The following is a 24,099-nucleotide window of genomic DNA, read 5'->3' on the forward strand; positions in this document are numbered from 1 at the left end:
ACTAGACTGTTTTTAGACCATTTATTCTAGCATGTGCCTTTTCTTGCTGAAACTCTAGTGTATATTCTCCAACTATCTGCCCTTCTGTATAGTCTCCTTTTTCTCCTAAATACTTATGGAAAAATTCCCTACCTTGTAGTGGCATTAGTTTAATTCTATTAATATCATCTATTAGTAATTCATCTGCATGTAAATTGTTATTAAGTAAAATATCAAACTCTCCAAAATCTGTAAGTATAGAGTTTACTACTTGACCCCTTGATTGGTCCTTTCTTTCTATGATTATTTTATCATCTTTAAGTTTTGATATTTTCCTCTTTTGAACTGCAGGAACCATTATTACATATCTTCCCCCGGACTTAAAACCTCCATAGGTATAAATCTTTTGGGCCAAATCATTTATCATATCAATTGTTATCTCAGAATCGCCAGCATCTATTACATTAGTCTTTATAAAGGATCTAATACCACCCATCATTCTCTTGGTTCCATTATTATATTTGACACCATTTATTGCTGCCTTCTCAAGTTGAAGCGCTAACTCCACTTGTTTCTTTTGCTTCTCATACTCATATATATCAGCTATTCCATGTTGCGCCACAGCTTCAGCAGTACCAGAAATTTTTATTGTATCATCAAATATTTGAGTATAATTTTGATTTGCTGTCCTTGCCTTATATCTAGCTTTCCTTGCATCTGCTCCCTCTTCTCCTTCCACAAATAAAACTTCTATTTTACTTCCTGAATCAATAGGAGTTGTATCTGTAGATGCATAACCTCTAACTACCGTTAGTTCCCTTGAACCAGAATTAATTCCAGTAATGAGCATTAATTCTTCACCACATCTAATTACATGATTAATTCTAAATGGTTCAATATCGGCTACTACTATTTCAGTATCCGCATCAGTCTTTGCTGCAGTAGCAGTTGATTCAGTAGCATACATTTCATCTTCAAACCATTCATGTTTAGTAGAGTTAACTTCTTTAGAAAATCCAATTAAGCTAATTAAAGGGGTTTGCATTGAGTTTAGTAGTAAAATCTCATCAACCACCGACTGTTTTTTTCCAATTAAATCTTTATCAAATATAGACATTTAACATACCTCCAGTTTATTTGTTTTTATTTTGTTCATATTCTCTTTTTGCCTTGGCATAAGCCATCCTGTCTTCAACCCTTCCAGTATTTCTTGCCTTTTCTGCAAGAGTTTCTAGTTCTTTCTTTGCTTCTTCATCAGTTTTAGCCTTTGAAGGAGCAGGTTCTCTTCCATTGTTTTTAAACTTTTCTTCAACAGCTTTTTGAACTGCTGCATTATATACTTCTTCTAGAGATTGAAGATTTTTCAATGTACTCTCTTCATCAGCACCAACAAAAAAATCTACCAATTTAATTGGTAGACCCTTTTCATTAGCCAATGATATAGCTTTATTTTTTAGAGATTCTTTAGTTTTCTCTTTTTTAATATTTGTCAACTCATCTTCTAGCTGTCTAAGTTTCTTTTGTTCCTCTGTTTCCTCTGGGTATAATTCTTTAATCTTAGCATTTACCTGTTCATCTAATAGACTAGGTAATGACTTTTCTTTAAAGGTTTCTATCCCCTTTGTAACCTTTGAATCTGTGTGGCTTTGTAACCATTTTTGACCATCTTCACTTTCTTCAAGAAATTTCTTTACCGAGTCCAATGTGATTTTATTTTTTTCATCCTGTTCGTCACCCTCTTGTCCTTCTCCACCTTCTGCGAATAATTGTATGTTCATTTTATGCCCCTTTAAGTCCTTTGTCCTTAAAGTTGCAGTATTTAAATTTTTCATTTTTACATTCCTCCTTAAAATTTTGCATAATAAAAGCACCTACTGTTTTCTACTTAGTAAGTGCTTTTATCCTATAGCTATTATTTTCTCTTCTGGAGCATCTTCTTTAAATATAAGTCTCCAAAGGTGAGTATAAAACCTTTGTACACTATTTTCATTATCTTCATCTGATAATTTTAAACACTTAAATTCTTGAGTCTTTTTATAACATTCAATTTTACCATCTAACTTATGACTTTCATAGCTATATGCATACACTATTTTATTATCATCTTCATATATTTTCTTAACTTTCCACCACATATTATTCACCACTTTCAATTAAGCTCCACCAATCATGATATTTATTAGCTATTTTATGTGCAGTATCATAATCATATTCATGTAATTTCATCTGAGTTAATTCAACATATTCATGTTTTAATAAAACTAAATCACTATGTTTAATTTTCTTACCTTCTATAAGCCTTTGCCATGCTTGTGCTTGATCATAGTCTGGATCAAATCTTTTCATTTTTCCATCTAAAAAATGTTCTTTCATAAAAACATGTTCTTTGATTTCTTTAATAGCACTTTCTTTCCAACCAGTATTCTTGGCAATAGTTTTAACGTCAGACTTTCTTTTTCTGATTTCTTCATAATATAATTCAGCATGTGCATCTCTTCTTTTATAATTGTTTCTTGGTATTACACCTGTTGAACCTTTTTCTCCCATCTTTATTATACCACTTTTTCCCTCTTTTGTAACTGGTAATTTATTATTTTTAATAGTATTTCCATCTTCAACTATATCTATAATCCAGTCACACCTACAGTTTATATCATGCCTAGCCTTTCCTATTTGATGTGGTGCAAAACCTTTAGATCCATCTGGTAATATAAAATCTTCATCATAAGGTATAATTTTATCTCTCATCTTCTTATGTTGGCTTCTAACATCTTCATCCTCACTAGTTATCCATTCTTTGGTCATGTTTACACCTTGGTTATTGGCCTTATCTAGACTTTCCTTCTTTGACTCACTAAATACCCTTGAAGTTTCAGTCCTTACTATCCTTCTAGCCTTAGGAACATCACCTTCAAGTTTATCCTTAAGTCTTTTAGCCATAGTACCGTAGGTTTCACCTTTCTTTAATCCTTGTCCTATAGCTTCCTGGATATCTACTATAATATTGTATCTATTTCTTTCAAGTCTTTTATTTAGCCTTAGACCACTTACAGGGCTTTGTATAGCCTTTTGTATTACCTCGTCTTTTATAATCCCTCTAATAGTCTTTTCTGTAGTTGACTCTACTATGTTTTTAGTGGTATTGAATGATGTTTTATATACATCTTCTAATATGTTACTTATTAGCTTAGTATTGTTTTTATATAGTGCAGCAATTAATATGTTTATTTCTTTATCTAATTTATCAATACGACCATACTTAGCCATTTCTTGATAAGTTAATTTCCCATCTACTTCATATTTTTCATACATGAATGATAAAACTTCTCTTAAAGCTTTTAATGCATCCCTATAGTTATATATAACATCTCTTTCTAGTGTAGCTGATATTTTATCTATTTCCTTTCTTAGCTTTTGAAAATCATTCTTCAGTGACATTTCTATCACCTATCTTGTCAAGGTCAACTCTATCAGCCCTTTCTTCTTTTATTCGGTCAATTTCTTTATCTGGATTATCGATAAATGGTAGTAAACTTAATAATGTTTTATCGCTTATAGTTCCTTTAAACTTGCCTGCGACTTCTCCCATATATTGAAGGTCTACAGGTATATTTCTATTAAAAGTAAAGTATATATCTAGATAGTTTAAATTTATACCTTTCTTATTCCATGCACTGCAAATAACCTTAAACATCTGTCTTAAGGCCTTTGAGAACTTCCTTTCTTTAGTTATAGATATATTTTCTAAGGCTAATAACTTCCACTTTCTAGCTTCACCAGTCATAGCACTTCCTGAAAACTTTTCGTCACTCATATCTACTGTTTTTGAAAACTTATATATGTTTCCATTGAGGGTTCTTTTGTGGTTTTCAATGAAGGTATCATTTATTTCTTTAGTAAGAAAATCTGCCTTACCTTCCTTATCTGGAATACCAAATGCTCCTGTTTGTCTCGCTTTGTCTACTGTTTCTTTTTCCACATCTATTCCATAAAACACCATATAAGCTAATCTGAATTCTTCTGCTTCATTTTGTGAATCAGATAAAAGTTTGTCATATGCGTCTATGAGATTTTCTACCTTTTCAAATACTCCCTGTTCTTCATCATTACCAGGAAACTTAATTAAAGGTATATATGAAAACATATGAGGTAGAGGATTAACAGATTCTGAATTATCTAAGATATATTCCCCTTCTTTGTTTTGAATATAGAAGGTTATATTTTCACTATCATACCATTCTACCTTTGTCCTTTCCTTGTATCCCTCTTTTTCTAAAACAGTAACAGTATAATACCTTAATGCATATTGTGGTTCTCCTGTTGAACCATTTTCTATGAAAATACATTCCCAAGGTTTTATGTCCATAACCTTTTCAAAGCCATCCTGGTCTATATAGCAAAGCCTTGAACCATATCCACATATATTGGCCATCTTTCCTGTTTTAGAATCTAGATCATCAATACTGTTTCTAATATGAAAATCATCAAATGCCTGTTTGTACTTATCATATTTTGTTTCATCATATTTTTTATTATTAATTTGATATGTCACTGGTTTTCCAAATAAATATCCTGTAATATTATCTACTATGTCTCCCCTATAGTCATTGGCTAATTTGTTATTAACTTTATGCTCTGGTAGTTCTCTATTAAGTATAGGAACTTTGCCTTTATACCTTTTATATAAACCTATCATTTTATTTCTTTTAGATTTGTGACTTTCTATTAAGTCTTTTATTATCTGACTTGTTACTTGTCCATCTAGAGCCTTAAGTTTTAATATAGCTGCTTCCATTGTACTGTTCAATCTATCACCTCCTAATATAGTGATTGAACTGCTTTTAATTTCTTATTAGTCATATCATCCTCCAATGCATACCTAACGGCATCTATAGAGTGATTATCCTTCTCTGGATAATTAGATTTAAAGTTTCCTTGACTATCTTTTTCTAATTCATATCCTAAAAATTCTCTTGCTGTATTAGGACATCTTTCATTATCAATTATTATTTCTTCAACTTCTTTTGCTAAGAATTTAATTCCATACTCAATACTTCCTGGTCCTTTCTTAGCTCCTTTAACTCTAAGTCCATGTTCATTCTTCATCTCGTCTATGGATTTAGGTTCAGCACTATCTGCTGTTATCATTGTGTTATTTTTATTTTCTTTTTTAATCATTGCTGCTGCTTTTCTATTACTTAAACCAACTTTTTGTATCTCATAATAGATATAAAGCTTTCTCCTAGTCTTATCATAGTGGCATACAGTATAATGGAATGGATCTCCTGCATATCCCCAGTCAATACCTCTTCTAACTTTGTCAAATGTTCTTATTTCATCATCAGTTATTTTTCTAACAGTAACATTGGTAAATATCTCTCCACCTGTTCCTGTAACTTCTCCAAGGTATTCATGGTTATATGCTTTTTCATTTACCTTCTTTAGGTGTTCCGCTTCTATTATGAATTGTTCTCCTAACCATTCTTTAGGAACGGTCAAATATGTACTATGATGAACTTTTCTATCTTCTCTTTCAGTAAGCACCTCATTGTTTACCCAATTTCTTATAGACTCAGGTGGGTTGTAAGTGTAAAATACCACAAATTGCTCTCCACCTCTCATAAGAGACTGATTTATAGTTCGTATTTCTTCTGGTCCACTAAACTCATCAACCTCTTCATACCATATATACTTGATGTATCCTTTTGATACTTTAGTTGACTTTATCTTTTTAGGTTTATCTGCTCCTCTGAATAATATTTTTTGACCTGTTGGTAAATAAGTTATCTCTAATGGACTTTTAGTGGCATGCCAATATTCAGATACCCCCAGTTTGTCTATAACCCATACAAATTGTTCAAATACACTATCTTTTAGTGTACCTTTTACTTTTCTTAATGCTACTGCATTAGCTTTTGGGTCCTGCATAATCCCTAATATTATTTCTGTACTGCCAAATGACGATTTAGTGGAACCCCTACCACCTTTTAACCAATAATGTGTATATCTATTTTTCTTTAAATCTTTGTGTAACCCATAAAAAGAAGGTGCAATTATATCTTTAAGGCTAATCTTCATCTGCTTCACCTTCTATATCGTCTACTATAGTAACTTTAATGTTTTTATCACCTTTGTCCTGCCTTACCTTTTCTATATCTGCTTTCAGTTTTTCTATTCTTAATTTCTGTTCCTCAGTAGCTAAATCTGATTGGAGCATTTCATCATATCTCTTAATCATACTTCTTAGCTCTGACATAGCTCTTGATTGAGCTTTTAAGAAATTGGCTTGTTTATCCCATGCCATTTGAAACTCATATTCTATTTCTGATGATTGGCTTAATTCACTTTCATACTGTTTCGATTTTTTAATTACCTTGGTCGTATCTTCCTTATCCTTAACATACATAATTTTTTGAGCCCTTATTATTGCTGCATATTGTATCTGAATGTTTTCCCATAGAATATCTAATGGATCCTTCTCCTTTATCTCCTGAACTATACTTAATGTTTCATCAGGAAGATACTTAGAAAAGAATCCATGTTTTTCAGCATTTTTATTTTTAGATGGAGCTCCATGGCCAACTGCATTTTTATTATTTAAGGGTGCACCCTTTTTCTTTTTGTGTGCACCCTTCTGTTTTTTTTCTTTGGACCATCCATATCTTTTTACCCATGATTTGATTGTGTTTAAGCTCACATCATATTTTTTAGCTATATCTTTATATTTCATGCCTTCTAAGTAATCTTTTTTAGCCAGTCCTCTTTTATCTGGACTTCTTGCTTTTGCCATATCACCACCTCGTCGCTATATGCTTTGTTTGTTTTGGGTATGAAAAAAAGAGCCACAGGGGCTCTCTATCATTTTTTCACATTTTATTATTCCTTTTTTCAAAAACTCTTTGTCATCTTCAGGTAAATCAGAATATCTTTTTATAGCATTTGATTGTAAATATTCAAAAGTCCTATATACCTCTATCGTATCTTTTATAGTTTTTACATTGTATTTTATAATATTATATTTTATTTTATTATAATCTATAAAAGCAAAAGATGTGTTTGCTAACTGTTTAGAATTACTTAATTTTTCTCTTTTTAGTATCTTTAAATATTCTCCACTAGGATCTGATTTTTTTAATATACTATAGTTCTTTTTAATTTCATTCATTAAGAAAGTTTTTATAATAGATACTGCAATATCTTCTTGCTCCTTTTTTTCTTCTATAATCTGACTTTTCTCAAATTTTAACTGTTTTGTAACTGCGTCCATGGCTCCTTTATAAGAATATTTACCACTTACATATCCACTAAACAACGAACCGACATATCCTAATACTGCTCCAGCTAATGTGAAGATTCCTGTTGTTAATATATCTTTCGTCATAATTAATCCCCCTTTTTCTATTCCAACATTCTCCATAGAAAAGAGGTTTCCCTTCTCCTTCGACCAAACTAGAACTTTTATGACAAAATAAGTCAAAGGAATTTTAATATTCATGTCTAATTGTATTTTATAACCCTATAAGGATGATGATATATGCTGAACTATATGGTCACATATAGAAGTATTGGATAAAAAGCCAATACGATAACAATTTGAATAGAATTGCTAATATGTTCAATAATAAAACGTTTAATGCTTTAGATGACAGCAATGCGAATGACACATTGTTGAAAATGGTCGTCTGTGGCTCTGCTTTAAGTGAACAAAGGAGTGAAAGTCCTATAGATAAAATTAAAACATCTGGTAATATTTTGCCCCAACTAAAAAGTAATTTTTAGTTGGTAATCGGGTGAATTCATGGAAAGTCCTAACAGTTGTGCTGAGGATAACCATGAGCCAAGCTGTAAGAATCCTCTTGTGTATTACAGAAGGTGCAACGCATAGATAGTGAGGAAGGTTACCAATAAACTATCCACGAGCTCCCGACATCCTTATAGGGTTTTATAAATTATATGTGCTTTTTAAAATAATATTAAAAGATTATAAATAAAGGCTAAGCAAACTCTGGGCTGAACTGACACCTCAACCTAGCTCCTTCTTATTAATCCATCTGAATAATAGACTTCACTTACCTTCTCCATGCAATTATCTATTTCTTCTAATGACATACCATTATCTATGGCATAATCTAGTATTGTATTAATTAATTTAGCGTTTCTTTCTTCGATGGCTTTTTTATCTCTCATGCTTTCACCTCCTATTATCCTAACTTGGCTAAAACTCTAAATCAAGCTATTTAAAAAATAATGTTTGATTCTTATCATTTATGACTATATCTATTTAGATTTTGTTTTCATACACTTTGCTGCAGTACATATCACATGACTTGCATCCACTCTAGTAAGCCATGGACAGTTATGACATTTCATTTTTTCTAATTGTTTTTTACTTATTTTCATATCTTCACCTTCTTTTGGGTATAGAAAAAGCAGCCGATTTCTCGACTGCCTTATCACTTATTAATTAAAGGGGGATTTAGGATTGAGTAGCTATATTTATCTCTAATAACATTATATCACTGTTTTTCAAGTAAAAAGTGCATTAAAAGTGCGTTTTTCCTACCTTGGCTGACTTCTTCTTTGCATAATCATAGCTAATATGTAATTCTTCGGCTATTGTCATTAAGTCTTTTCTCTCAATTAGCTTTTTATATGCGACTTGATATTCCAATCCCTCAAAATTATTTATCCTCTGCTCGATAGCACTCCTAGTTTTCTTTTTATCTTCTAAAATACTTTGTAATATAGCTATGCTATTATTTATCTCACTAATCTTATTTAAGTATTGGTCATATGGTATTCCGTTATTTCTATTTAATCTCTCTAGAGCATATCCTTCTCTTTCTAGATCCCCAACTCTTAATTCTAAAGTCTCTATCTCTTTAACTAAATCTCCATATATAATTATTGTTGTCATATGCCTAACCCCTTTCTATGCTTGTCCTAACCTTTAACCTTCCTAAGTCTAATTTAATCTTTCTACTTCCGTATATATTCCCACACACCTCGCAAACTTCCATGTGATGTTTAGTTCTATCTTCTTCTACTATGTCAACTCCTACCATCCTTCCTTTGCATTTATTACATCTCATATTAATCCACCACATTTTTGGCATGGCCTAACTTTCTTTTTCTTCTTTAGTTCATTTCTACTACTTACTTTCTCTATCCATTTAACTTGGCATTTAGGACAAATGATTGTTACATTCTTATCTTGTATATGCTGATATAATTTAGCTTGTCCTATGTTTGATATCTGACTTAATTGTTTCAGTGATAAATCTGTTTCCCAATATATATAATTTAAAACCTCATCATCTATTTTCATCTCATTTAATATTTCTAACATTTCCTTTTCAACTAGATTTATTTCTTTTTGCATATTCTTGATGTCATTTGATAATTTTTCAATTTTCTCTAACATCAACCTCACTCCTTGTATTTAATCCCATAGATGTGATACTTATCTTCAAATGATTTCTTTCCCATTCTGTGGACTGCATCTTTGGCAAATAAGTGATGATCCTCACATAGACACATCTTTTCATGGTCGCTATCATCAATCTTTTTACTATTATTTCCCATGCCTATAGCCTGCCAATGATGCATCTGTCCCTTTTTATTGCATATTGCACATTTTCTATACTTAAGGCATAAATACAAATATGCATTTATATCATCATTTCTATTTCTAAGAGTATCTAATGTCGGTATATCTTCTCTAAAACAAAACTCTATCAAGTAAGTTATAAGCTCTCTAGCTAATGACATAGTTCCTTTTTTCTTTGACATAGATACTGTTTCCAGTCCTTTTTCTTTACAAAACATATATTTGATATACATTTCAATGAACTCTGGTGCGTGGCCAGTATGTTTTGCTATATCTCCTATAGTCGCATAAAATTTTGCTATCTGCTCTGAGCTAGGAGATCTATTATCATCAACTATAAGTTCTGCTGTAAGTAACCCTTTTTTATTTCTGTTTCTTAGTATTTCTTCTTTTACTCCTTTACCAGGTATGCTTATAAGTAACTCTGTTCCTTTTTCAGTTTCTTTTATGCCAGTGATTTTAGTATGATAGAACATCAAATCACCTCTTTTATGACAACCTCTGTCCTTGGGTTCTGCCTGTCTACTTTCTGAATTATATTTATATTATTTAAATGCTTAAGATCATCATCTTTAATTATCCCTACATCCACCAAACCATCTAATATGAATTTAGGAATATAATTATCAAAATCATGCCTTCTATTAATTTTAAAGTAATAAATTACTGTTATCTCTGCTTTTTCTATTGGTTCCTTGGGTTTCTTTGGTCTAGCTATCCAGTGGACCATTTCTCCCCAACGTTTCTTTTCTTTAGCTCTTTTACGATAATGCCATTTATAAGCCCATTCATTTAAACTTGGATGTATCTCTGGTATAACTAATTTTATTTCCGTCATAATAACCTCCTATGGTACAATAACAATGTGTGCTTTGTGGAGTATGCGACCACTCGCCAAAGTCTGTAGCATACCCCTTAGCATGCTCTTTATTCTTCAACTATAAGTATCTTCTTAACATTCCAACCTCTATTTATCATTTTGACTAGATGATCATGGCTTGCTTTTCTTAAATCTACTTTTTCATCTGTGGCCAACTTGTCAAATATTCCAGTAAGTACTTGCTGCACATCAAAGCTTTCTTCTATCACATTTTCCAGTTCTCTTAATGTCCCATATGCTTCATATAAATTAATAGCTTGGTCTAATTCATTCACTTCCTCTCTTAGCTTGTCTATCATATCCATAAGACTTTCATTTTTCTTCAATACTGGTATTAACATTCTGCCTTCACCTCCCTCATAACAGATATAGGTTTAAGTATAAGTGGTTCATTCTCTTCCATAGTTATTTCTACCAAACAATTTTTACAGAACTTCACATTTCTTAATCTATTCTTAGTCCTATACTGATAAAAGGTTAGTACAATTCCTAAATCTCTGCTTTTACATATTGGACACTCTTTGATTTTACTGTGGTGATATCTTGCCATTTAAGATAACCTCCTTAGCTTTACTAATTGCTTGTACCATATCCAAGGTAGTATTCTCTTTCCAAAGTCTCACTGCTTCATCTGCTATAAGTTCTGCTAATTCTTATATTTCCCCTACTTGTTTAAATGCTCCCTCTTTCTTGGGAACAAAACAAAATTCACAATTTCTAATACAACCTCTACTTGTAAATCCAATCCCCATATTAACTATAGTTTCAGCTTTTTTTATTCTAGTTTCCTTTTTCATTATCCCTCGTACTCTTTTATAAATATCTTTGTAAGTATAAAGTTCATAATCTGGCTTACAATTCTCTACTTCCTTAGGAAGGCTTATCATAGGGTCCCATCCTGTTCCCCCAAACTCAATATTGCTATACATTTCTTGTAATTTAGCTGCCTTATTCTTATTCCATGTAAACAATACCGAACAATAGACTTTATCTACTCCCTTTGGAAACTCGTTTAAAAATACTTCTGCCCCATGGCTCTTGTAATATGTGCTTAGTTTCATCAATGCTAAATTCGGTATTTTGCCATCAAAATCTATCAATCCAATTTTCAAGTTTTCACCTTCTTTTTGTTTGTCGCTAATTTTTTGATTAACTATCAATCACTAAATACAACCTTATAGACTAATTTTTGATTAGATACTAGGGGTTTATTCCCTAGTATCTATATAGTTTATTAAGAAATAACTTTTATAAAGTCTAGATCCTTTAGTTCTTTTTCTAAGTATTCTTTTATACTTCTCATTGCTTCATTTCTCCATGCTCCACCATCTGCCTGATATATTGCTGCTACTGGTCCTGACTTCATTCTAAATATAAACTTACTTTCCGGTTGCTCTATTTCCGGGAATGTTCTATAAGGTGCTAATGATACTGGATTGGGTACTTGAGCTTCTCCCACACTTGCAACTCCTGTTTTTATAGTAACCTTCTGCGAAACTCCATCATCACCAGTGTCCTTCACTGCTTCATCACGAATTAATCCTGTGAATTTTAACAACAATTCTTTATCTTTGTTATTTACAAATGCCGATTGAAGCATTATATTAAATCTCTCAGTATCTATAAACGAATCATAATGTACGTTGTTTGGTAATATTGCAACTGCTCTAATAATCTCCTGTCTATTTCTATCTACATCCAATGGAGTTAGTAATTTTACTTCCTTAGGACTTACAACTTGGATTAATAAATCTCCCTTAAAATCGTCTATATTGTTTTTGCAGTAGTCTATTAAGCTAGTTAAGTTTGAAACAGTTAGTGTCTCAATTTGTGGCAACTGTACTCTCTCAAGTCTTGTTTTTGAAAATAATCCTTTTTCAGTTTCAACTAAAACCTCTTCCTCATAACCTTTTTCCATTAAAAACTCTAATGAATCTCTACTTATCATTTTTCATTCCTCCTCAAATTTTTATTATTTTAATAACTTAATTCCACCGGTGTCTACTTCTTCATCTTTTGTTTTTATTTCACCAGTATCATCAACTTTCATATGTTGCTGACCTTTAATTTGCTTGTTATACTCACTTGCTACAACATTCCCTTTGCCATCTTTATCTATCAATAGTTTAGTGGCCACTGGAATTGGTGGAGCTAGCTTAGTCTTAACTTTAATATCAACTAAGGATAACTCTCTTTCTTCATCTGGTTTAAACTCCAATTCTACAGTTAACTTTCTTTTCTTTTTATGATCTGTATTTAAATCTGATATATTGTTCAGTACTTCCTGGAACCCATTATTAAATTTTTCTGCTAAGGCACCTCCTGCGAAGTTTTCAAGATTAATCATTTTTGACATTGCTTATTCCTCCCTTTTTTAATGAATTAAACGAATACAACTGTTACTTAAATAGAATTTCCTCTAAATCAACCTCCTTTTCTTTAGTCCCCATTTCATACATGATATTGGAGACACTTTTTATATTTTCATTATCTTTTGGTTCCTCACCAAACTCCCTATACAATTTTTTAAGAACATCTTTTCCATCCATTGACTAATTCCCCCTTAATATGCTCTTGTAGTCTACAAACCTAGTACATTCCTTTATAAACCCTAACCTTGCAACCCCTACTGCTCCATTTCTCTGTTTAGCGAATATTATTTCTGCCTTACCTTTATTTTCAGGGGTAGGATTGTAATATTCTTCTCTATGAATAAATATTACTAAGTCTGCATCATACTCAATCTGTCCTGTTTCTCTTAAATCACTCAACATTGGTCTTTTATCTGACCTCGACTCGTTGGCTCTTGATAATGAAGATATAACCATTACTGGAACATCTAATTCTTTAGCCATAGCCTTTAAATTTCTTGATACTGTTTCTACCTGCTCCCTTCTGGTATTTCCTTCATTACTCCTTAGCAGTTGAAGGTAATCTATAACCACTAGATCTAAACCCTTCTGCCTTTTTAGTTTCCTTGCCATACTTGTCATTTGGGGTACTGTTAAACTTGATTTATCTGTTATATGGACATTGCTCCTATATATTTGATTAGCTGCTCCATGTATCTTTTGCCAGTCATTATCATTCAAGTCTTTTTCTTTTAACTTCTCTTGGCTTAGAATAGCTTCTGAAAACAACATCCTTTTTAACAACTCATTTTTAGCCATTTCTATACTGTAAAATGCCACTGTACCACCATTGTTAGCTATATTTTGTGATATATTTAAAGCTAAGGCTGTTTTCCCCATACTTGGTCTAGCTGCTAAATATATTAAGTTCGCCTTTTGTAATCCATCCGTCATTTTATCTAGTGCAGGATATCCAGTAGATATTCCACTTAACCCTTCGTTCATGTAGGTTTGTTCTACTTCATCAACTACACTCAATATTTCATCCTTGGCATTTGTAAAATCTTCAGTTTGGACATTTTCCCTTATTCCAAATACCTGACTTTCTACATACTCTGATAATTCTTCCCCTGCTTTATCACTGGTTTTAATTTCATCTGCTAATCTTATTAGTTTTCTTTTTACTGTTACATCTTTCAGTTGCTTAACATAGTTTTTGAAGTTTGCTGTAGTTGGTATATTTTCTGTTAAATCAACTAAAAAAGTTAAGTCAATCTTTTGGTTTAAAGTTTGATATATTGTCATGTAATCAGGCTGTTGTTTCTCTTGAACTATTTGTTTTATGGCATTTAATATGGTTATATGGAGATCACCTGTAAAATCTTCTTCCAGCAATAAGCCACATTCTCTACTACACTCATAGTCTGTAATCATACACCCTAGTACAGTTTGCTCTAGCTTTAAATTTTGCATTATACCACCTACTCTATGACTTTATAGTGTGTATAAGGATTAGTGTCGTTGTTGTCTTTAGCAGCTGCCTCTTCTCTTTCTTTTGTTAAATCTTTAATATCTCTCTTGCCTTCGTTGTACCAGTTCAGCAAAGTCTTATCTGCATAACTAAAAGCTGACTTTTGATTATCCGTTTTCAATCTACCTTTATTAATTGCCTGTAAAATTATCGTTGCTGTCATTTTTTTATGAAGATATTCACATAATGCTAAAACTAATTTGGTATTAACATTACCACCAAACATTCTTTGAGTCTCAGTAATTATTTTTTGTTTTTCTTCTTCTAATGTTGGAGCTGTTTCTTTTTTATTTTCATTTTCTTCTTTTTCTACTACTGCTTCTTTTTCTTTTTCTTTTTCTTTTTTTTGCGATTCGATATCCATACTGTCTAAAAACTGTTTAGATAGGGTATCGATACTGTATCCATACTCTATACATAGGCTTATATACTTTTTAACAAAATCTTCGTCTTTAATATTTTTTAATTCCTTTTCAATCTTAGACATAACTTTTGGAGAATTACTTCCGTTATATTTAACCCAATTTAATAACATAATTTCCTTTGTAGAATCGTTGTAAAGAATTTTTCCATATTCAACAAATCTTTGTATTAACTTTTCTACTGTTTCTCTGTTGTAACCAGTTTCAATCTTTATTATTTTTTTAGGTAGTTCGTATATTCCAGATTGACTAGTTTTAGAATTAGTCATTAAATATAGGTAAAAATATTTCTCTTCAGGAGTTAGATCTAATACAAAAGCATCTTGCCAAAATGTTATTTGAACGTGTCTATAAACTGCCACTTTATCACTCCTTGTTTCTTAATTTTTTTATTATAAATGGTATAATTTTCATTTGTTTGGTATATACTATTAATAGACAAGGGAAGTAGAGTCTTTTGGTCTAGGCATAGATTTTTTAAAAGGGAACCCCATTCCCTTGTCTATCATTTTTTAGTAAAAAATTTTGAACATTTAATGTACTCCTTGGCCCTATGTTGCAGCATAGGGCTCCTATTTTGCCTTCTTAGCTTTAAACTCTTGCCACTCTTTCAATACTTCATCCAATTGTTTATTCTTCAAATACATAACTTCAGTTGCTCCATATCGTTCCTTTATCTTAGAGTCCATTGTCTTTTTATCGTATCCAACTAATTCCTTTGCTAATGAATATACCTCTTTTATTTTCTTATCTCTTCCACTGGATCCATTACCATTGTTCTTGGATGGTTTATTATCGTCTTTATCATGTTCGTTAGTTGCATCACTATCTTTTGTATCATCAATACAGAATAGACCATTCAGTGCGTATTTTCGTGCATATGATGATGTACTACCAGTTACTTGTGCTAAGTCCATACCTTTCTTTTTTTCATCTTCTCTTGCAAATGCTGATACTTCTATTTTTTCTTTACCACCTGTATCTGTAAGTGTTGCTATAGCCTTAATGTAAAATCTATCTCCTAACATAAGTGGTTCATCTGTTATCGTTAAAGTAAGCTCATTTTTTAATAACAGTGGCTTAACACCTTCTAAAATATCTTCACAACTTCTATACTTGTATTTTCCAAATGAATTGTACTGGTTCTTTGGAGCTTTAAGTTCAGATTGAATATTCATAAGCTTTTCATGTATACTCATTTAAAACTACCTCCTAAACTTCTACCTTGAATTCTTCCGGTTTATGTTTTATCCCCAGTCCTTCTATACTAAGAACTTCTCCAGTTTCTTTATTGATAATCTTATCTCCATCTATCTTTAGTTGTTTCTTAAATTCAGCCCAATCAAAATCTTCCTTAACTTTTATTAAATCCTCTAACTTCTGTTCCTTAGCCATATCCAATAATTTATCTTTCTTATAATCAAATGTTGCTTTGGACTTCTTCAGTTTTAGTTTTCCACTAGGTAAATTGTAAGATTTCTGTGTCTTGGTTTCCTTAGCCTTAACTGTTTCAAAATACTCTCTTAACTTACTTTCAAAGAAACCAACTTCATCTTTCATCTTCTTCTTTTCTTTTTCTAATCTATCTTTTATTTGCTCTATCTTAGCCTTTGCTATCATTTCAAATCTACTGTATTCAGCTTTAGACTCTCTAATTTTATCTAGCACCCAATCAGCTGCTAAATCATCTTGAACCTTCCATGTTTCCTTTTCTTCTTCCTCAACATTTAAAAATTCATCACTTAATCTTAGTTCTTCCATTTTAAATCCTCCCTTTTCTTTTTTAACTAACTTCTACATCAATCGTAAAATACGGTACATGATCACAATTTGGACATTCTATATCTTCAAATTCTATATAGCCTTTACTATTAATCAATGTAACTTCGTCACTCTGAATTAGCTGAACATCTAAAAAACTGTCACATTTAGGACACTGGTATTTAATTTGCACTTATCCTCACCTTCCTAAAACTGTCTAACATATCATGTTCCTTAATCTTTACAAATCCTGCATCATCTGTTTTTATCTCTAACTCATGCATCCACTTTATAACTGTATTTGCTATTTCCTTACCTTCTCTATCCAAGAAACAAATTTTCTTTATAGTACTCTCTCCACATGTATTTAACTCTATGGCTAAGTGCTTTACATTCCTTATAATCATGCTGCCTATAACTATTTTCTTCTCTTCACCAAAGGTATGGCATATTGGTTCTATCTCCTCATAATTCATTGTCATTTGCACTGTAATTCCTCCTCTTGTATTAACCCTAGGTTATAGGGTATAATACAGTTATTAAGTATTTTAAAAATATTTTACTGATTGCCTATTTGGTTGCCCCCAAGTAGGCTTTTTCTTTTGGTACTGGTCTATATATTTTCATATCCTTTGCCTTGCCTACATAGTAAACAATCATCTTTTTACCAGTAACAGATTTAAACATCTATATCACCTCCTCATATAGTTTCTTCCATTGCCTATACATCTTCATGTAAAATTCATACATCTCATTAATTTGGTCAATTAGAAATTCCATACTATCCATATCTTCAATAATGTCTAAGAAGTTGTCTTTCATAACTCCTAAGGTTTCTTTACATATATTCAACTGCTGTTCTATTGCCTTCTTACCTTTTTTCAACATTTCACCCCCTTCAACTTCGTTAACCTCTTATTTTTTGTCGAAACTTGCTTAAAGGTTTACCTCTCTTTCTGTTGAACTTTGTAAATAGAAAGGAGGGATACCATTGAAAGATTTTGCTGAATTTTTAAAACTAATTGATGAAGAATATCATCAACAACTTGCAGACAGTATTAACGACCTTAAGCTAAGCATTAAATTGCCTTTGGATAAAGACAATGTAGATAATTTAATCAACTCTATTGCAGTTATAAGTCATGTCTCATCTATTAATTTGCTTAGAAAATATCATGAATGGCTTAACTCCCATGAATGATATTGTTGATTTTTTTGCCATCTAACACTACAGTACATTTATTTGGCTGTTCTGGAACTCGCCCTTCCAGTTCAGCTACTCTCTTTTCCAGTTCTCTCACTCTTTTTCCTAAATCCATTTATTCTTCCTCCATTCCATCTCTAACTATATTTGCAACCCTTTTTAAAATTTCTTCTACATCTTCTTTTGTCTTATCTCTATATGCATCATCACATATTTTAATTTTTGTATTTCCTAGCATATATTCTTCAACTACATTACCTTCGATTTTTTGTTTCATATACACATCCCCCCTGCTAAAACTTATGCTGATACTTGTTTGTACTATGCCTTAGAAGTTGCTGCAATTTCTTGTATTGATTCTCTTTCAATCATTGGCAATATTCCATGTTGTTTGAGTAAGTTGTATAAAAACAATCTTCCTTTTTGAGTCCACTTAGTATTCATCTTTACATCCGGAGTGCCATCACTTCTTACAATGTCTATTGTTTTAGAGTGGGTGTATCCTCTACCATGATATTTGCTATATAAAAGCCATTGATCACTCTGCTTGAACTGTACTTTTAAATCATGTAGTAAATCATTCATTGCTCTTCCACTCATTCCATAGTCTTTAGCTATTTGAGTTATAGTTACAAGTCCTTTATTCTTCAATATCCTATCTGTATAATCTGCCTTAGGTTTAAGTTCTCCTATAACTTGCTGTTGTTTCTTATTAGTAAATTCTAGCTGTTTCTTTTCTTCCTGTTCCTTTATCCATGCTTTAGCTCTTTCTATTGGATCATCAATCATATAGCTATTCAGTTTCTTATTCACAAATGCATTTGCTAAAACATCTTTAGCCTCCAACTGATATTTGACTAATCTTTCAACTGTTTCAGGGCTTTTCTTTTTCATCTTTGGAGTAATAGATATCTTTGCTAACCATAGTGGTATAAACTCTTTTTCTATACCTAAAACCTCTTGAACTCCACCTTTTGTAGGGTACCTCAAATTTCGTGCACCTTTATTTAAGACTAGATCTTCTTGAATTTTCTTAACTTCATTATTCATTTGACCTCTAGTTAATCCAATATCCATACATGCTTTCCTTACTCCCATATAAACCTTACCTTCTTCAGTTCTTACTCCTAAAATCTCTCCACCGTAAAAATTAACTTTTTGAACTTGTAAATCTTTCATTCTATTGTCCTCCTTTAACTACTTTTAATCTTTTGGGTCTTGAAACTCTAATAGTTTTATTAGTTTCTTTATCAAATAAAAATTCTTTACCATTACCGTCTTTGTGTAATGTATATGTTTTTATTCCCATATCTTCTGCAAACTCTTCCATCAGTGACATCTTGCCTTCAAATTCTCTTATCGAACTCATGCATGACATTGTATTAACTACAAATAATCCTATGTCCCAGTTATGATATTCGTATAAAAATTCTTGGGTGTCAGTTTGCTCACTAATGGGTTTATCTTCATCTAATTTCCTTAAATATTCTTTTGTATAAAAGTAATCTTTAACTTCATATTTGGCTCCGTCATAGTCTTTTTCTATTGGAAATAAATTCTCAAATTCTTTAGGAGTTAAACTTCCAATTAAACTAGATACTGTACTTATAAAATTAAATGTTTCTATAGCTTCTTCTTTTGAATAAAATTTAAGCTTATGAGATTTTATGGCTTTTACTCCTAGGACAATAAGTTTTTTATAAGTAGACTTAACTTCTTGTCCTTCAGTATAATTGTCTATAAAATCTTTTAATGTTCTTTCATATGCATTCATAAATAATAAATGTCGTTTCAACTTTTGTTCCCCCTTTTTAAACTTTTAGCATTCATATAGTTTTACTGACTCTATCCCTAGAGCTTTAGATAAACTTCAGATAACTTCTAAAGATGGATTTTCCTTAGAACCAAACCCATTTTCTAACTCACTTATATATCCTATTGATACTTCTGATAATGCAGACAATTCTCTAACTGTTAAACCTTTTTCCATTCTTAGCTCTTTTATCTTAAGTTTCATTTTCGTCCCTTCTATTGAATTTATTTGTTGTTTTTTTGATATATATTTAGGGGAAAATATTATTAAGCTGTTGTTTCTTTTTGTAATTCAAGTTTTACATCTTCAGTAAAAAAAATTTCGTTCACTGGTTTATTGAAAGCTTTTGAGATTTCCATAGCAACATCAAAGCTTGGTTTTTCGCCTTTTTCGATTCGTATTATAGTTTGTCTAGTTGTATTTGCCTCATCTGCCAATGTAGCCTGACTCCATTTTTTTAACACTCTAAGTTCTTTTACAATGTTGTTAATTTTCCTTCCCATTTGTAACACCTCCTTGACACTTTTCATTGTAACATTAGTGTTACACAAAGTCAAGTATGTTATACAACTTTTTTTAAAAAAAGCTTTTATATATGTAATATCTGTATTACAATTATAATATATATTATAGTTAGGGTGATTATATGAACTTAGTTAAACTAGGTAATTTATTAAAAGACAAGAGAAATCAAATGGGTTTATCTCTAAGAGATGCTTCGAAATTAATTGGTATAAGTCATAACTACCTTTCTATTATAGAAAAAGCTAAAGATCCTCGAAGTGAATCTCCAATTAAACCAACTATCGACACTTTAAAAATGATAAGCGATGCATATAATTTAAATATAAATAATTTACTTGAATTAGCAGGTTATGAAGATATAGTAATAGAAAAGGTAAAATATAGAGATAATAATAAACAAGATGTTGAAAAAATTGCAGACGAAATATTAGATTACTTTTATGAATCAGGAGACATAACAGAGGAAGAAAAAAAGACTGGAAAATTATCTCCAGAAAAAAGAAAACAATTATATAAAACTTTTAAAGTAGCATTAGATATGTATAAAAATTTTTATAATGATTAAAAGCAACCAAATGTAATCACCTGGTTGCTTTTCTTTTATTTGAATTTATTATTTTTATTAGTAAGTTTGGCTCAATATGTACTTTCTTGAGGTCTCTTTTTATATCATCTTTTAAATTTTTCATAAACTTGTCCCCCTTTTGGATGTAGGCGAAGGTCTTTTTTTTGACTTTTTTACGAACGAACGTTCGATTTATTTTTTATTATACTACTTTTTGGTACTTATTTCAACTATACATTTTTTACTTTGCCATGGCTTTTTCTTGCTTTTATATTAACATAAAACCCGTTCGCTATAGTGAACATGACAAAAACAGTTTTTATTTGACAAAATTAGTTAAAATAAGACAGTTCTCAACTATTACATTGTTGATAAATATTTGATATCATTTTATTATAAAAACATATAGGTACCACAATATTATTTAAGGGGTGAAACTATGGGTTTGTTAAGCTTTTTAAAAAAAAGAAAAAGAAAGAACGTAAGTGATAATACTGATGTAGATATAAACGTTAAATCAAACGATGATGGTTTTTCTATCGCTATAACTAAAAATGGAAAAGAAATAGATTTTTCTAGTTTAAGTAAAAAAGAAAAACACAGGATAGCTAACGCATTATATGAAAAAAAGAAAAGTAAAGATGCAAATAATAGTAATGATAGTGAAGTTATCATAGAAGATTATGGTTCCGTATCAATACCCAGGCTTAATTTTTATGGATTCAATCCATTTTTGTCAAATAATAAAAATTATATGATTTGCACTACAGATGGGCATTTAGAGAGTATTGATGATGAGACTTTTATAAAAAATGGTGAGTTAGTAGCGTGTAAAGAGAATACTGTTCTATTTCATAAAAAAATGTCACGACCTCAAAAAGCCAAAGTATCAAATAACGGCGTGTTTATTGTAAACAACTGGGTAGATTTTGATAGTTCATATAATTCTTTTCATGTATTTAGTGAAAATGGTACTTTAATTTTTGAGAAAAAAGTGTATGCAGGTTTATATAACAATGGCATATCTCAAGATGGCAAATATGCATGTTTTGAAACATGTGGAGCTGATAACGATGATGGAGATAAGTTATTTATAATAGATCTACTAAATAAAAATATACTATCATCTTTTTCTCCAGTTACCTCTTTGGCAGATAGTTATTGTTTTGACATATCTAACAAAACAATCTCATTGTATTTTAAACATGAAGATATTTCTTATAAATATGGCTTTAACGGAACTTTTTTAGATCAAGAAAAATATGAGAACAATAAGCTTAATGCTGCATTAGCCAATAAATATGGATATAATTTAAAAGACATTGCATTACAAAAACTATCGAAGTTAAGTAATAATGAAAATTTATGTTTAGATGACTACTCTGAAATCATAGATATTATGAATCAAGCATTAGATAAAGAAATGAGCGATTATCATAAAGCAGTTTGTTATAGAAAAGTAGGAGAAGTATTTGAAAACTTTGATTGTTTAGAACAAGCTATAAACAATTATAAGCAAGCCGTTAACCATTATCCTAAAATAGGCGTAAAGAGAAAAATAAATAATATCTCTAAAAAACTTCGATTGTAAATATATACACAATGTTGTTTATAACTCTCATACATATACGGTATAATTAAATCATGATTATTTTTGAAGTCATTATACTGAAGTAAAAGATGTTAAAAAGACAGTAGTCAAAATGAAAAATGACTATGGGAAAAAACCTTGATACTCTATTTGATGGATATAAGCAGAACTCTGGAAAGGTAAGCAGGATAGAAGAAAAATATATAGTTGTACAAAAAATCATTTCTAAAGTTACCATTTTGGTAGCTTTTTTATTAGTCTGATATAATTAGTTTATATTCTCAATATTGAAAAGGGGGATTTAAATGCAGTATTGCATATACTTAAGAAAATCAAGAGCTGATATAGAAGCTGAAGCTAATGGAGAAGGTGAAACTCTTGCAAGACACGAAAGAATTTTATTCGGATTAGCTAAAAAGATGAAGATAAATATCACTAAAATTTATAAAGAGATTGTATCTGGAGAAACTATATCCTCTAGACCTATGATGCAACAATTACTTTCTGATGTCGAAAAAGGCGTGTGGGAAGGTGTATTAGTTGTAGAAGTTGAAAGGCTTGCTAGAGGGGATACTATAGACCAAGGAACTGTGGCTCAAACTTTTAAATATTCTAACACTAAAATAATTACTCCAATGAAAGTTTATAATCCTGCTAATGAGTTTGATGAAGAATATTTTGAGTTTGGACTGTTTATGTCTAGAAGAGAATACAAAACTATAAATAGAAGATTGCAGCAAGGAAGAATGCAATCTGTTAAAGAAGGAAAATATTTAGGAACTATAGCTCCTTATGGATATAAAAGAAAGAAACTAAAAAATCAAAAAGGATATACACTGGAACCAATACCTAAGCAGGCTGATATAGTAAGATTAATATACAAGTGGTATACTAGTGAGTCTAAAAGAATAGGAGTATCACTTATAGCTAGAAAACTAAACAATATGAAGGTACCAACTGCTAAGGGTGGAGATTGGACCACCTCAACTATCAGAGGTATTTTAGGGAACCCTGTTTATATGGGCAAAATCCGTTGGAATGCTAGACCAGTAAAGAAAAAAGTAATAGACGGTGAAATAATAAAAGAAAGACCTCGTGCTAAAAAGAAAGATGTAATTATAATAGATGGTTTACATGAAGGTATAGTAGATGAAAAAACCTTCAATTTAACTCAACACTATCTAGCTAAAAATTCAACTCTACCAGTTCCAACTAGATATAAGATTAAAAATCCACTGGCAGGACTTATTGTTTGTGGTATGTGTGGTAGGAAAATGAACAGGAGACCTCACAAGGGAGACTATCCAGATACTTTAATGTGTACCGGCCCTACTTGTAATAATATAAGCTCCCATTTGCATTTAGTAGAGGAAAAACTTTTATCAGCTTTAGAAGATTGGTTAGATAATTATAAGATGAAAATTAATAATGCTGAAAAACAAAACAGTGATCTAGAAGTAGATGTAATAAAAAAATCTATAAAAGAACTGGATAAAGAATTAGAGACTCTAGAAAAACAATTTAATAAATTACATGACCTTTTAGAGCAGGGTATATATTCTACCGAAAAGTTTCTTGAAAGGTCAAGAGTGTTGAATGAAAAAATTAATACTATTAATAATGATAAAGAAACTTTAAAGAAGAGTTTAAAGGATTTTTCTGCAAAGGAAAAAAATAAAAAACTTATAATTCCTAAAGTAGAAAAAGTAATAGAAGGATATAAACACATTAAAGATCCTGCTAAAAAAAACAAACTATTAAAAGAAGTATTAGAAAAGGTAGTTTATACTAAAACTGTTAATGGTCGTTGGCATGGAAAGAAAGATGACTTTGAACTTCTACTATATCCAAAGATATCTAGGTAGAT

39 protein-coding genes are annotated in these 24,099 nt (G+C 30.9%); 5 read left to right on the top strand and 34 right to left on the bottom strand.

The features are described 5' to 3' along the window. Window position 1: 1 nt before the first annotated feature. From V6137_RS09810 to V6137_RS09945, 28 genes are all read right to left on the bottom strand, one after another. Complete coding sequence (locus V6137_RS09810; protein WP_425447747.1) at window positions 2-1,096, bottom strand: SU10 major capsid protein; 1,095 nt, start codon at window positions 1,094-1,096, stop codon at window positions 2-4. 16 nt (window positions 1,097-1,112) lie between these two features. Beyond that, the gene (locus V6137_RS09815) at window positions 1,113-1,811 is read right to left on the bottom strand and encodes a DUF4355 domain-containing protein (RefSeq protein ID WP_425447748.1); all 699 of its coding nucleotides are present in this window, start codon (window positions 1,809-1,811) and stop codon (window positions 1,113-1,115) included. A 66-nt stretch (window positions 1,812-1,877) separates the two neighbouring features. Further along, window positions 1,878-2,132 (bottom strand): hypothetical protein, encoded by a 255-nt coding sequence (locus tag V6137_RS09820; RefSeq protein ID WP_425447749.1) that lies wholly within the window; start codon window positions 2,130-2,132, stop codon window positions 1,878-1,880. Then, entirely contained in the window at window positions 2,116-3,417 is a 1,302-nt protein-coding gene (locus V6137_RS09825; protein WP_425447750.1) for a phage minor head protein, read from the bottom strand. Before V6137_RS09825 ends, V6137_RS09820 begins: the two co-directional genes overlap by 17 nt. Continuing rightward, window positions 3,401-4,786, bottom strand: coding sequence for a phage portal protein (locus V6137_RS09830; RefSeq protein WP_425447751.1), 1,386 nt, complete (start codon window positions 4,784-4,786; stop codon window positions 3,401-3,403). Before V6137_RS09830 ends, V6137_RS09825 begins: the two co-directional genes overlap by 17 nt. An 11-nt stretch (window positions 4,787-4,797) precedes the next feature. Next, a complete protein-coding gene (locus V6137_RS09835; protein ID WP_425447752.1) occupies window positions 4,798-6,057 on the bottom strand; it encodes a PBSX family phage terminase large subunit in 1,260 nt (419 codons plus the stop codon). Continuing rightward, window positions 6,047-6,769 (bottom strand): phage terminase small subunit, encoded by a 723-nt coding sequence (gene terS / locus V6137_RS09840; protein WP_425447753.1) that lies wholly within the window; start codon window positions 6,767-6,769, stop codon window positions 6,047-6,049. The genes V6137_RS09835 and terS overlap by 11 nt, the downstream gene beginning before the upstream one ends. A 15-nt stretch (window positions 6,770-6,784) precedes the next feature. Next, window positions 6,785-7,360 (bottom strand): hypothetical protein, encoded by a 576-nt coding sequence (locus V6137_RS09845; protein WP_425447754.1) that lies wholly within the window; start codon window positions 7,358-7,360, stop codon window positions 6,785-6,787. 647 nt (window positions 7,361-8,007) lie between these two features. Beyond that, a complete protein-coding gene (locus V6137_RS09850) occupies window positions 8,008-8,166 on the bottom strand; it encodes a hypothetical protein (protein ID WP_425447755.1) in 159 nt (52 codons plus the stop codon). A gap of 90 nt (window positions 8,167-8,256) precedes the next feature. After that, complete coding sequence (locus tag V6137_RS09855; RefSeq protein ID WP_425447756.1) at window positions 8,257-8,379, bottom strand: hypothetical protein; 123 nt, start codon at window positions 8,377-8,379, stop codon at window positions 8,257-8,259. Window positions 8,380-8,521: 142 nt separating this feature from the next. Beyond that, window positions 8,522-8,896 carry a hypothetical protein gene (locus V6137_RS09860; RefSeq protein WP_425447757.1) on the bottom strand — a complete coding sequence of 125 codons (375 nt, stop codon included), beginning with the start codon at window positions 8,894-8,896 and terminating at the stop codon, window positions 8,522-8,524. Between the two features lie 4 nt (window positions 8,897-8,900). Next, window positions 8,901-9,071 (bottom strand): hypothetical protein, encoded by a 171-nt coding sequence (locus V6137_RS09865; protein WP_425447758.1) that lies wholly within the window; start codon window positions 9,069-9,071, stop codon window positions 8,901-8,903. Then, window positions 9,068-9,403 carry a hypothetical protein gene (locus V6137_RS09870; RefSeq protein ID WP_425447759.1) on the bottom strand — a complete coding sequence of 112 codons (336 nt, stop codon included), beginning with the start codon at window positions 9,401-9,403 and terminating at the stop codon, window positions 9,068-9,070. Before V6137_RS09870 ends, V6137_RS09865 begins: the two co-directional genes overlap by 4 nt. A 5-nt stretch (window positions 9,404-9,408) precedes the next feature. Beyond that, window positions 9,409-10,065 (bottom strand): putative HNHc nuclease, encoded by a 657-nt coding sequence (locus V6137_RS09875; protein WP_425447760.1) that lies wholly within the window; start codon window positions 10,063-10,065, stop codon window positions 9,409-9,411. Beyond that, window positions 10,065-10,427: a RusA family crossover junction endodeoxyribonuclease gene (locus tag V6137_RS09880; RefSeq protein ID WP_425447761.1), complete on the bottom strand. Its 363-nt coding sequence runs from the start codon at window positions 10,425-10,427 to the stop codon at window positions 10,065-10,067. The genes V6137_RS09875 and V6137_RS09880 overlap by 1 nt, the downstream gene beginning before the upstream one ends. A gap of 89 nt (window positions 10,428-10,516) precedes the next feature. Continuing rightward, window positions 10,517-10,810 (bottom strand): hypothetical protein, encoded by a 294-nt coding sequence (locus V6137_RS09885; protein ID WP_425447762.1) that lies wholly within the window; start codon window positions 10,808-10,810, stop codon window positions 10,517-10,519. After that, window positions 10,804-11,019, bottom strand: a complete 216-nt coding sequence (locus tag V6137_RS09890) for a hypothetical protein (protein ID WP_425447763.1) — start codon at window positions 11,017-11,019, stop codon at window positions 10,804-10,806. The genes V6137_RS09885 and V6137_RS09890 overlap by 7 nt, the downstream gene beginning before the upstream one ends. Window positions 11,020-11,122: 103 nt before the next feature. After that, window positions 11,123-11,581: a hypothetical protein gene (locus tag V6137_RS09895; RefSeq protein ID WP_425447764.1), complete on the bottom strand. Its 459-nt coding sequence runs from the start codon at window positions 11,579-11,581 to the stop codon at window positions 11,123-11,125. Window positions 11,582-11,703: 122 nt separating this feature from the next. Then, the gene (locus tag V6137_RS09900; RefSeq protein ID WP_425447765.1) at window positions 11,704-12,417 is read right to left on the bottom strand and encodes a hypothetical protein; all 714 of its coding nucleotides are present in this window, start codon (window positions 12,415-12,417) and stop codon (window positions 11,704-11,706) included. Between the two features lie 24 nt (window positions 12,418-12,441). Next, window positions 12,442-12,825: a hypothetical protein gene (locus V6137_RS09905; RefSeq protein ID WP_425447766.1), complete on the bottom strand. Its 384-nt coding sequence runs from the start codon at window positions 12,823-12,825 to the stop codon at window positions 12,442-12,444. 43 nt (window positions 12,826-12,868) lie between these two features. Next, entirely contained in the window at window positions 12,869-13,018 is a 150-nt protein-coding gene (locus V6137_RS09910) for a hypothetical protein (protein WP_425447767.1), read from the bottom strand. Window positions 13,019-13,021: 3 nt separating this feature from the next. Beyond that, window positions 13,022-14,293: a replicative DNA helicase gene (dnaB, locus tag V6137_RS09915; protein WP_425447768.1), complete on the bottom strand. Its 1,272-nt coding sequence runs from the start codon at window positions 14,291-14,293 to the stop codon at window positions 13,022-13,024. Between the two features lie 8 nt (window positions 14,294-14,301). Further along, entirely contained in the window at window positions 14,302-15,135 is an 834-nt protein-coding gene (locus V6137_RS09920) for a DnaD domain-containing protein (protein WP_425447769.1), read from the bottom strand. A 210-nt stretch (window positions 15,136-15,345) separates the two neighbouring features. Next, on the bottom strand, window positions 15,346-15,972 hold the full coding sequence (locus tag V6137_RS09925) for an ERF family protein (protein ID WP_425447770.1): 627 nt from the start codon (window positions 15,970-15,972) through the stop codon (window positions 15,346-15,348). Between the two features lie 13 nt (window positions 15,973-15,985). Beyond that, the gene (locus V6137_RS09930) at window positions 15,986-16,534 is read right to left on the bottom strand and encodes a host-nuclease inhibitor Gam family protein (protein WP_425447771.1); all 549 of its coding nucleotides are present in this window, start codon (window positions 16,532-16,534) and stop codon (window positions 15,986-15,988) included. A gap of 22 nt (window positions 16,535-16,556) precedes the next feature. Further along, the gene (locus tag V6137_RS09935) at window positions 16,557-16,727 is read right to left on the bottom strand and encodes a hypothetical protein (protein WP_425447772.1); all 171 of its coding nucleotides are present in this window, start codon (window positions 16,725-16,727) and stop codon (window positions 16,557-16,559) included. Next, window positions 16,717-17,022, bottom strand: coding sequence for a hypothetical protein (locus tag V6137_RS09940; RefSeq protein ID WP_425447773.1), 306 nt, complete (start codon window positions 17,020-17,022; stop codon window positions 16,717-16,719). The genes V6137_RS09935 and V6137_RS09940 overlap by 11 nt, the downstream gene beginning before the upstream one ends. 199 nt (window positions 17,023-17,221) lie before the next feature. After that, window positions 17,222-17,419: a hypothetical protein gene (locus V6137_RS09945; RefSeq protein WP_425447774.1), complete on the bottom strand. Its 198-nt coding sequence runs from the start codon at window positions 17,417-17,419 to the stop codon at window positions 17,222-17,224. Window positions 17,420-17,525: 106 nt separating this feature from the next. Between V6137_RS09945 and V6137_RS09950 the strand changes: the two genes are divergently transcribed. Further along, the gene (locus V6137_RS09950; RefSeq protein WP_425447775.1) at window positions 17,526-17,735 is read left to right on the top strand and encodes a hypothetical protein; all 210 of its coding nucleotides are present in this window, start codon (window positions 17,526-17,528) and stop codon (window positions 17,733-17,735) included. Here the strand turns inward: V6137_RS09950 and V6137_RS09955 are convergent. The 6 genes from V6137_RS09955 to V6137_RS09980 all read right to left on the bottom strand — a co-directional run bounded on the left by V6137_RS09955 (window position 17,719) and on the right by V6137_RS09980 (window position 20,054). Continuing rightward, window positions 17,719-17,853 (bottom strand): hypothetical protein, encoded by a 135-nt coding sequence (locus V6137_RS09955; protein WP_425447776.1) that lies wholly within the window; start codon window positions 17,851-17,853, stop codon window positions 17,719-17,721. The two genes, V6137_RS09950 and V6137_RS09955, sit on opposite strands and share 17 nt — an antisense overlap. Next, a complete protein-coding gene (locus V6137_RS09960; RefSeq protein ID WP_425447777.1) occupies window positions 17,854-18,015 on the bottom strand; it encodes a hypothetical protein in 162 nt (53 codons plus the stop codon). A gap of 44 nt (window positions 18,016-18,059) precedes the next feature. Further along, window positions 18,060-18,917, bottom strand: a complete 858-nt coding sequence (locus tag V6137_RS09965) for a phage antirepressor KilAC domain-containing protein (protein ID WP_425447778.1) — start codon at window positions 18,915-18,917, stop codon at window positions 18,060-18,062. Window position 18,918: 1 nt separating this feature from the next. Beyond that, window positions 18,919-19,533 (bottom strand): hypothetical protein, encoded by a 615-nt coding sequence (locus V6137_RS09970; RefSeq protein WP_425447779.1) that lies wholly within the window; start codon window positions 19,531-19,533, stop codon window positions 18,919-18,921. A 75-nt stretch (window positions 19,534-19,608) separates the two neighbouring features. Beyond that, a complete protein-coding gene (locus V6137_RS09975; RefSeq protein ID WP_425447780.1) occupies window positions 19,609-19,755 on the bottom strand; it encodes a helix-turn-helix domain-containing protein in 147 nt (48 codons plus the stop codon). Between the two features lie 62 nt (window positions 19,756-19,817). Continuing rightward, on the bottom strand, window positions 19,818-20,054 hold the full coding sequence (locus tag V6137_RS09980; protein ID WP_425447781.1) for a helix-turn-helix transcriptional regulator: 237 nt from the start codon (window positions 20,052-20,054) through the stop codon (window positions 19,818-19,820). Window positions 20,055-20,197: 143 nt separating this feature from the next. Here V6137_RS09980 and V6137_RS09985 point away from each other — a divergent pair, with 143 nt between their 5' ends. The 4 genes from V6137_RS09985 (at window position 20,198) to V6137_RS10000 (ending at window position 24,097) form a co-directional block, all read left to right on the top strand. Further along, window positions 20,198-20,641 (top strand): helix-turn-helix domain-containing protein, encoded by a 444-nt coding sequence (locus tag V6137_RS09985; RefSeq protein ID WP_425447782.1) that lies wholly within the window; start codon window positions 20,198-20,200, stop codon window positions 20,639-20,641. Window positions 20,642-21,080: 439 nt separating this feature from the next. Further along, window positions 21,081-22,232 (top strand): hypothetical protein, encoded by a 1,152-nt coding sequence (locus V6137_RS09990; RefSeq protein ID WP_425447783.1) that lies wholly within the window; start codon window positions 21,081-21,083, stop codon window positions 22,230-22,232. 119 nt (window positions 22,233-22,351) lie between these two features. Further along, window positions 22,352-22,495, top strand: a complete 144-nt coding sequence (locus tag V6137_RS09995) for a hypothetical protein (protein WP_425447784.1) — start codon at window positions 22,352-22,354, stop codon at window positions 22,493-22,495. Window positions 22,496-22,537: 42 nt separating this feature from the next. Then, window positions 22,538-24,097, top strand: a complete 1,560-nt coding sequence (locus V6137_RS10000) for a recombinase family protein (RefSeq protein WP_425447785.1) — start codon at window positions 22,538-22,540, stop codon at window positions 24,095-24,097. The last annotated feature ends 2 nt before the right edge of the window (window positions 24,098-24,099 follow it).

Source organism: Dethiothermospora halolimnae (assembly GCF_037577855.1).
Lineage (GTDB): Bacteria > Bacillota > Clostridia > Tissierellales > VENL01 > Dethiothermospora > Dethiothermospora halolimnae.

Coding starts and splice junctions, on each gene's coding strand:
- V6137_RS09930 (WP_425447771.1), bottom strand. CDS start 16,534: ATGGAAGAACTAAGATTAAGTGATGAATTTTTAAATGTTGAGGAAGAA.
- V6137_RS09985 (WP_425447782.1), top strand. CDS start 20,198: ATGAACTTAGTTAAACTAGGTAATTTATTAAAAGACAAGAGAAATCAA.
- V6137_RS09890 (WP_425447763.1), bottom strand. CDS start 11,019: ATGGCAAGATATCACCACAGTAAAATCAAAGAGTGTCCAATATGTAAA.
- V6137_RS09960 (WP_425447777.1), bottom strand. CDS start 18,015: ATGAAACAAAAAATCGAAGGTAATGTAGTTGAAGAATATATGCTAGGA.
- dnaB (WP_425447768.1), bottom strand. CDS start 14,293: ATGCAAAATTTAAAGCTAGAGCAAACTGTACTAGGGTGTATGATTACA.
- V6137_RS09875 (WP_425447760.1), bottom strand. CDS start 10,065: ATGTTCTATCATACTAAAATCACTGGCATAAAAGAAACTGAAAAAGGA.
- V6137_RS09815 (WP_425447748.1), bottom strand. CDS start 1,811: ATGAAAAATTTAAATACTGCAACTTTAAGGACAAAGGACTTAAAGGGG.
- V6137_RS09885 (WP_425447762.1), bottom strand. CDS start 10,810: ATGTTAATACCAGTATTGAAGAAAAATGAAAGTCTTATGGATATGATA.
- V6137_RS09980 (WP_425447781.1), bottom strand. CDS start 20,054: ATGGGAAGGAAAATTAACAACATTGTAAAAGAACTTAGAGTGTTAAAA.
- V6137_RS09880 (WP_425447761.1), bottom strand. CDS start 10,427: ATGACGGAAATAAAATTAGTTATACCAGAGATACATCCAAGTTTAAAT.
- V6137_RS10000 (WP_425447785.1), top strand. CDS start 22,538: ATGCAGTATTGCATATACTTAAGAAAATCAAGAGCTGATATAGAAGCT.
- V6137_RS09860 (WP_425447757.1), bottom strand. CDS start 8,896: ATGACAACAATAATTATATATGGAGATTTAGTTAAAGAGATAGAGACT.
- V6137_RS09850 (WP_425447755.1), bottom strand. CDS start 8,166: ATGAGAGATAAAAAAGCCATCGAAGAAAGAAACGCTAAATTAATTAAT.
- V6137_RS09835 (WP_425447752.1), bottom strand. CDS start 6,057: ATGAAGATTAGCCTTAAAGATATAATTGCACCTTCTTTTTATGGGTTA.
- V6137_RS09995 (WP_425447784.1), top strand. CDS start 22,352: ATGACTATGGGAAAAAACCTTGATACTCTATTTGATGGATATAAGCAG.
- V6137_RS09810 (WP_425447747.1), bottom strand. CDS start 1,096: ATGTCTATATTTGATAAAGATTTAATTGGAAAAAAACAGTCGGTGGTT.
- V6137_RS09900 (WP_425447765.1), bottom strand. CDS start 12,417: ATGATAAGTAGAGATTCATTAGAGTTTTTAATGGAAAAAGGTTATGAG.
- V6137_RS09855 (WP_425447756.1), bottom strand. CDS start 8,379: ATGAAAATAAGTAAAAAACAATTAGAAAAAATGAAATGTCATAACTGT.
- V6137_RS09905 (WP_425447766.1), bottom strand. CDS start 12,825: ATGTCAAAAATGATTAATCTTGAAAACTTCGCAGGAGGTGCCTTAGCA.
- V6137_RS09965 (WP_425447778.1), bottom strand. CDS start 18,917: ATGAAAGATTTACAAGTTCAAAAAGTTAATTTTTACGGTGGAGAGATT.
- V6137_RS09990 (WP_425447783.1), top strand. CDS start 21,081: ATGGGTTTGTTAAGCTTTTTAAAAAAAAGAAAAAGAAAGAACGTAAGT.
- V6137_RS09845 (WP_425447754.1), bottom strand. CDS start 7,360: ATGACGAAAGATATATTAACAACAGGAATCTTCACATTAGCTGGAGCA.
- V6137_RS09975 (WP_425447780.1), bottom strand. CDS start 19,755: ATGAAACTTAAGATAAAAGAGCTAAGAATGGAAAAAGGTTTAACAGTT.
- V6137_RS09925 (WP_425447770.1), bottom strand. CDS start 15,972: ATGAGTATACATGAAAAGCTTATGAATATTCAATCTGAACTTAAAGCT.
- V6137_RS09870 (WP_425447759.1), bottom strand. CDS start 9,403: ATGTTAGAGAAAATTGAAAAATTATCAAATGACATCAAGAATATGCAA.
- V6137_RS09825 (WP_425447750.1), bottom strand. CDS start 3,417: ATGTCACTGAAGAATGATTTTCAAAAGCTAAGAAAGGAAATAGATAAA.
- V6137_RS09955 (WP_425447776.1), bottom strand. CDS start 17,853: ATGGATTTAGGAAAAAGAGTGAGAGAACTGGAAAAGAGAGTAGCTGAA.
- V6137_RS09865 (WP_425447758.1), bottom strand. CDS start 9,071: ATGAGATGTAATAAATGCAAAGGAAGGATGGTAGGAGTTGACATAGTA.
- V6137_RS09910 (WP_425447767.1), bottom strand. CDS start 13,018: ATGGATGGAAAAGATGTTCTTAAAAAATTGTATAGGGAGTTTGGTGAG.
- terS (WP_425447753.1), bottom strand. CDS start 6,769: ATGGCAAAAGCAAGAAGTCCAGATAAAAGAGGACTGGCTAAAAAAGAT.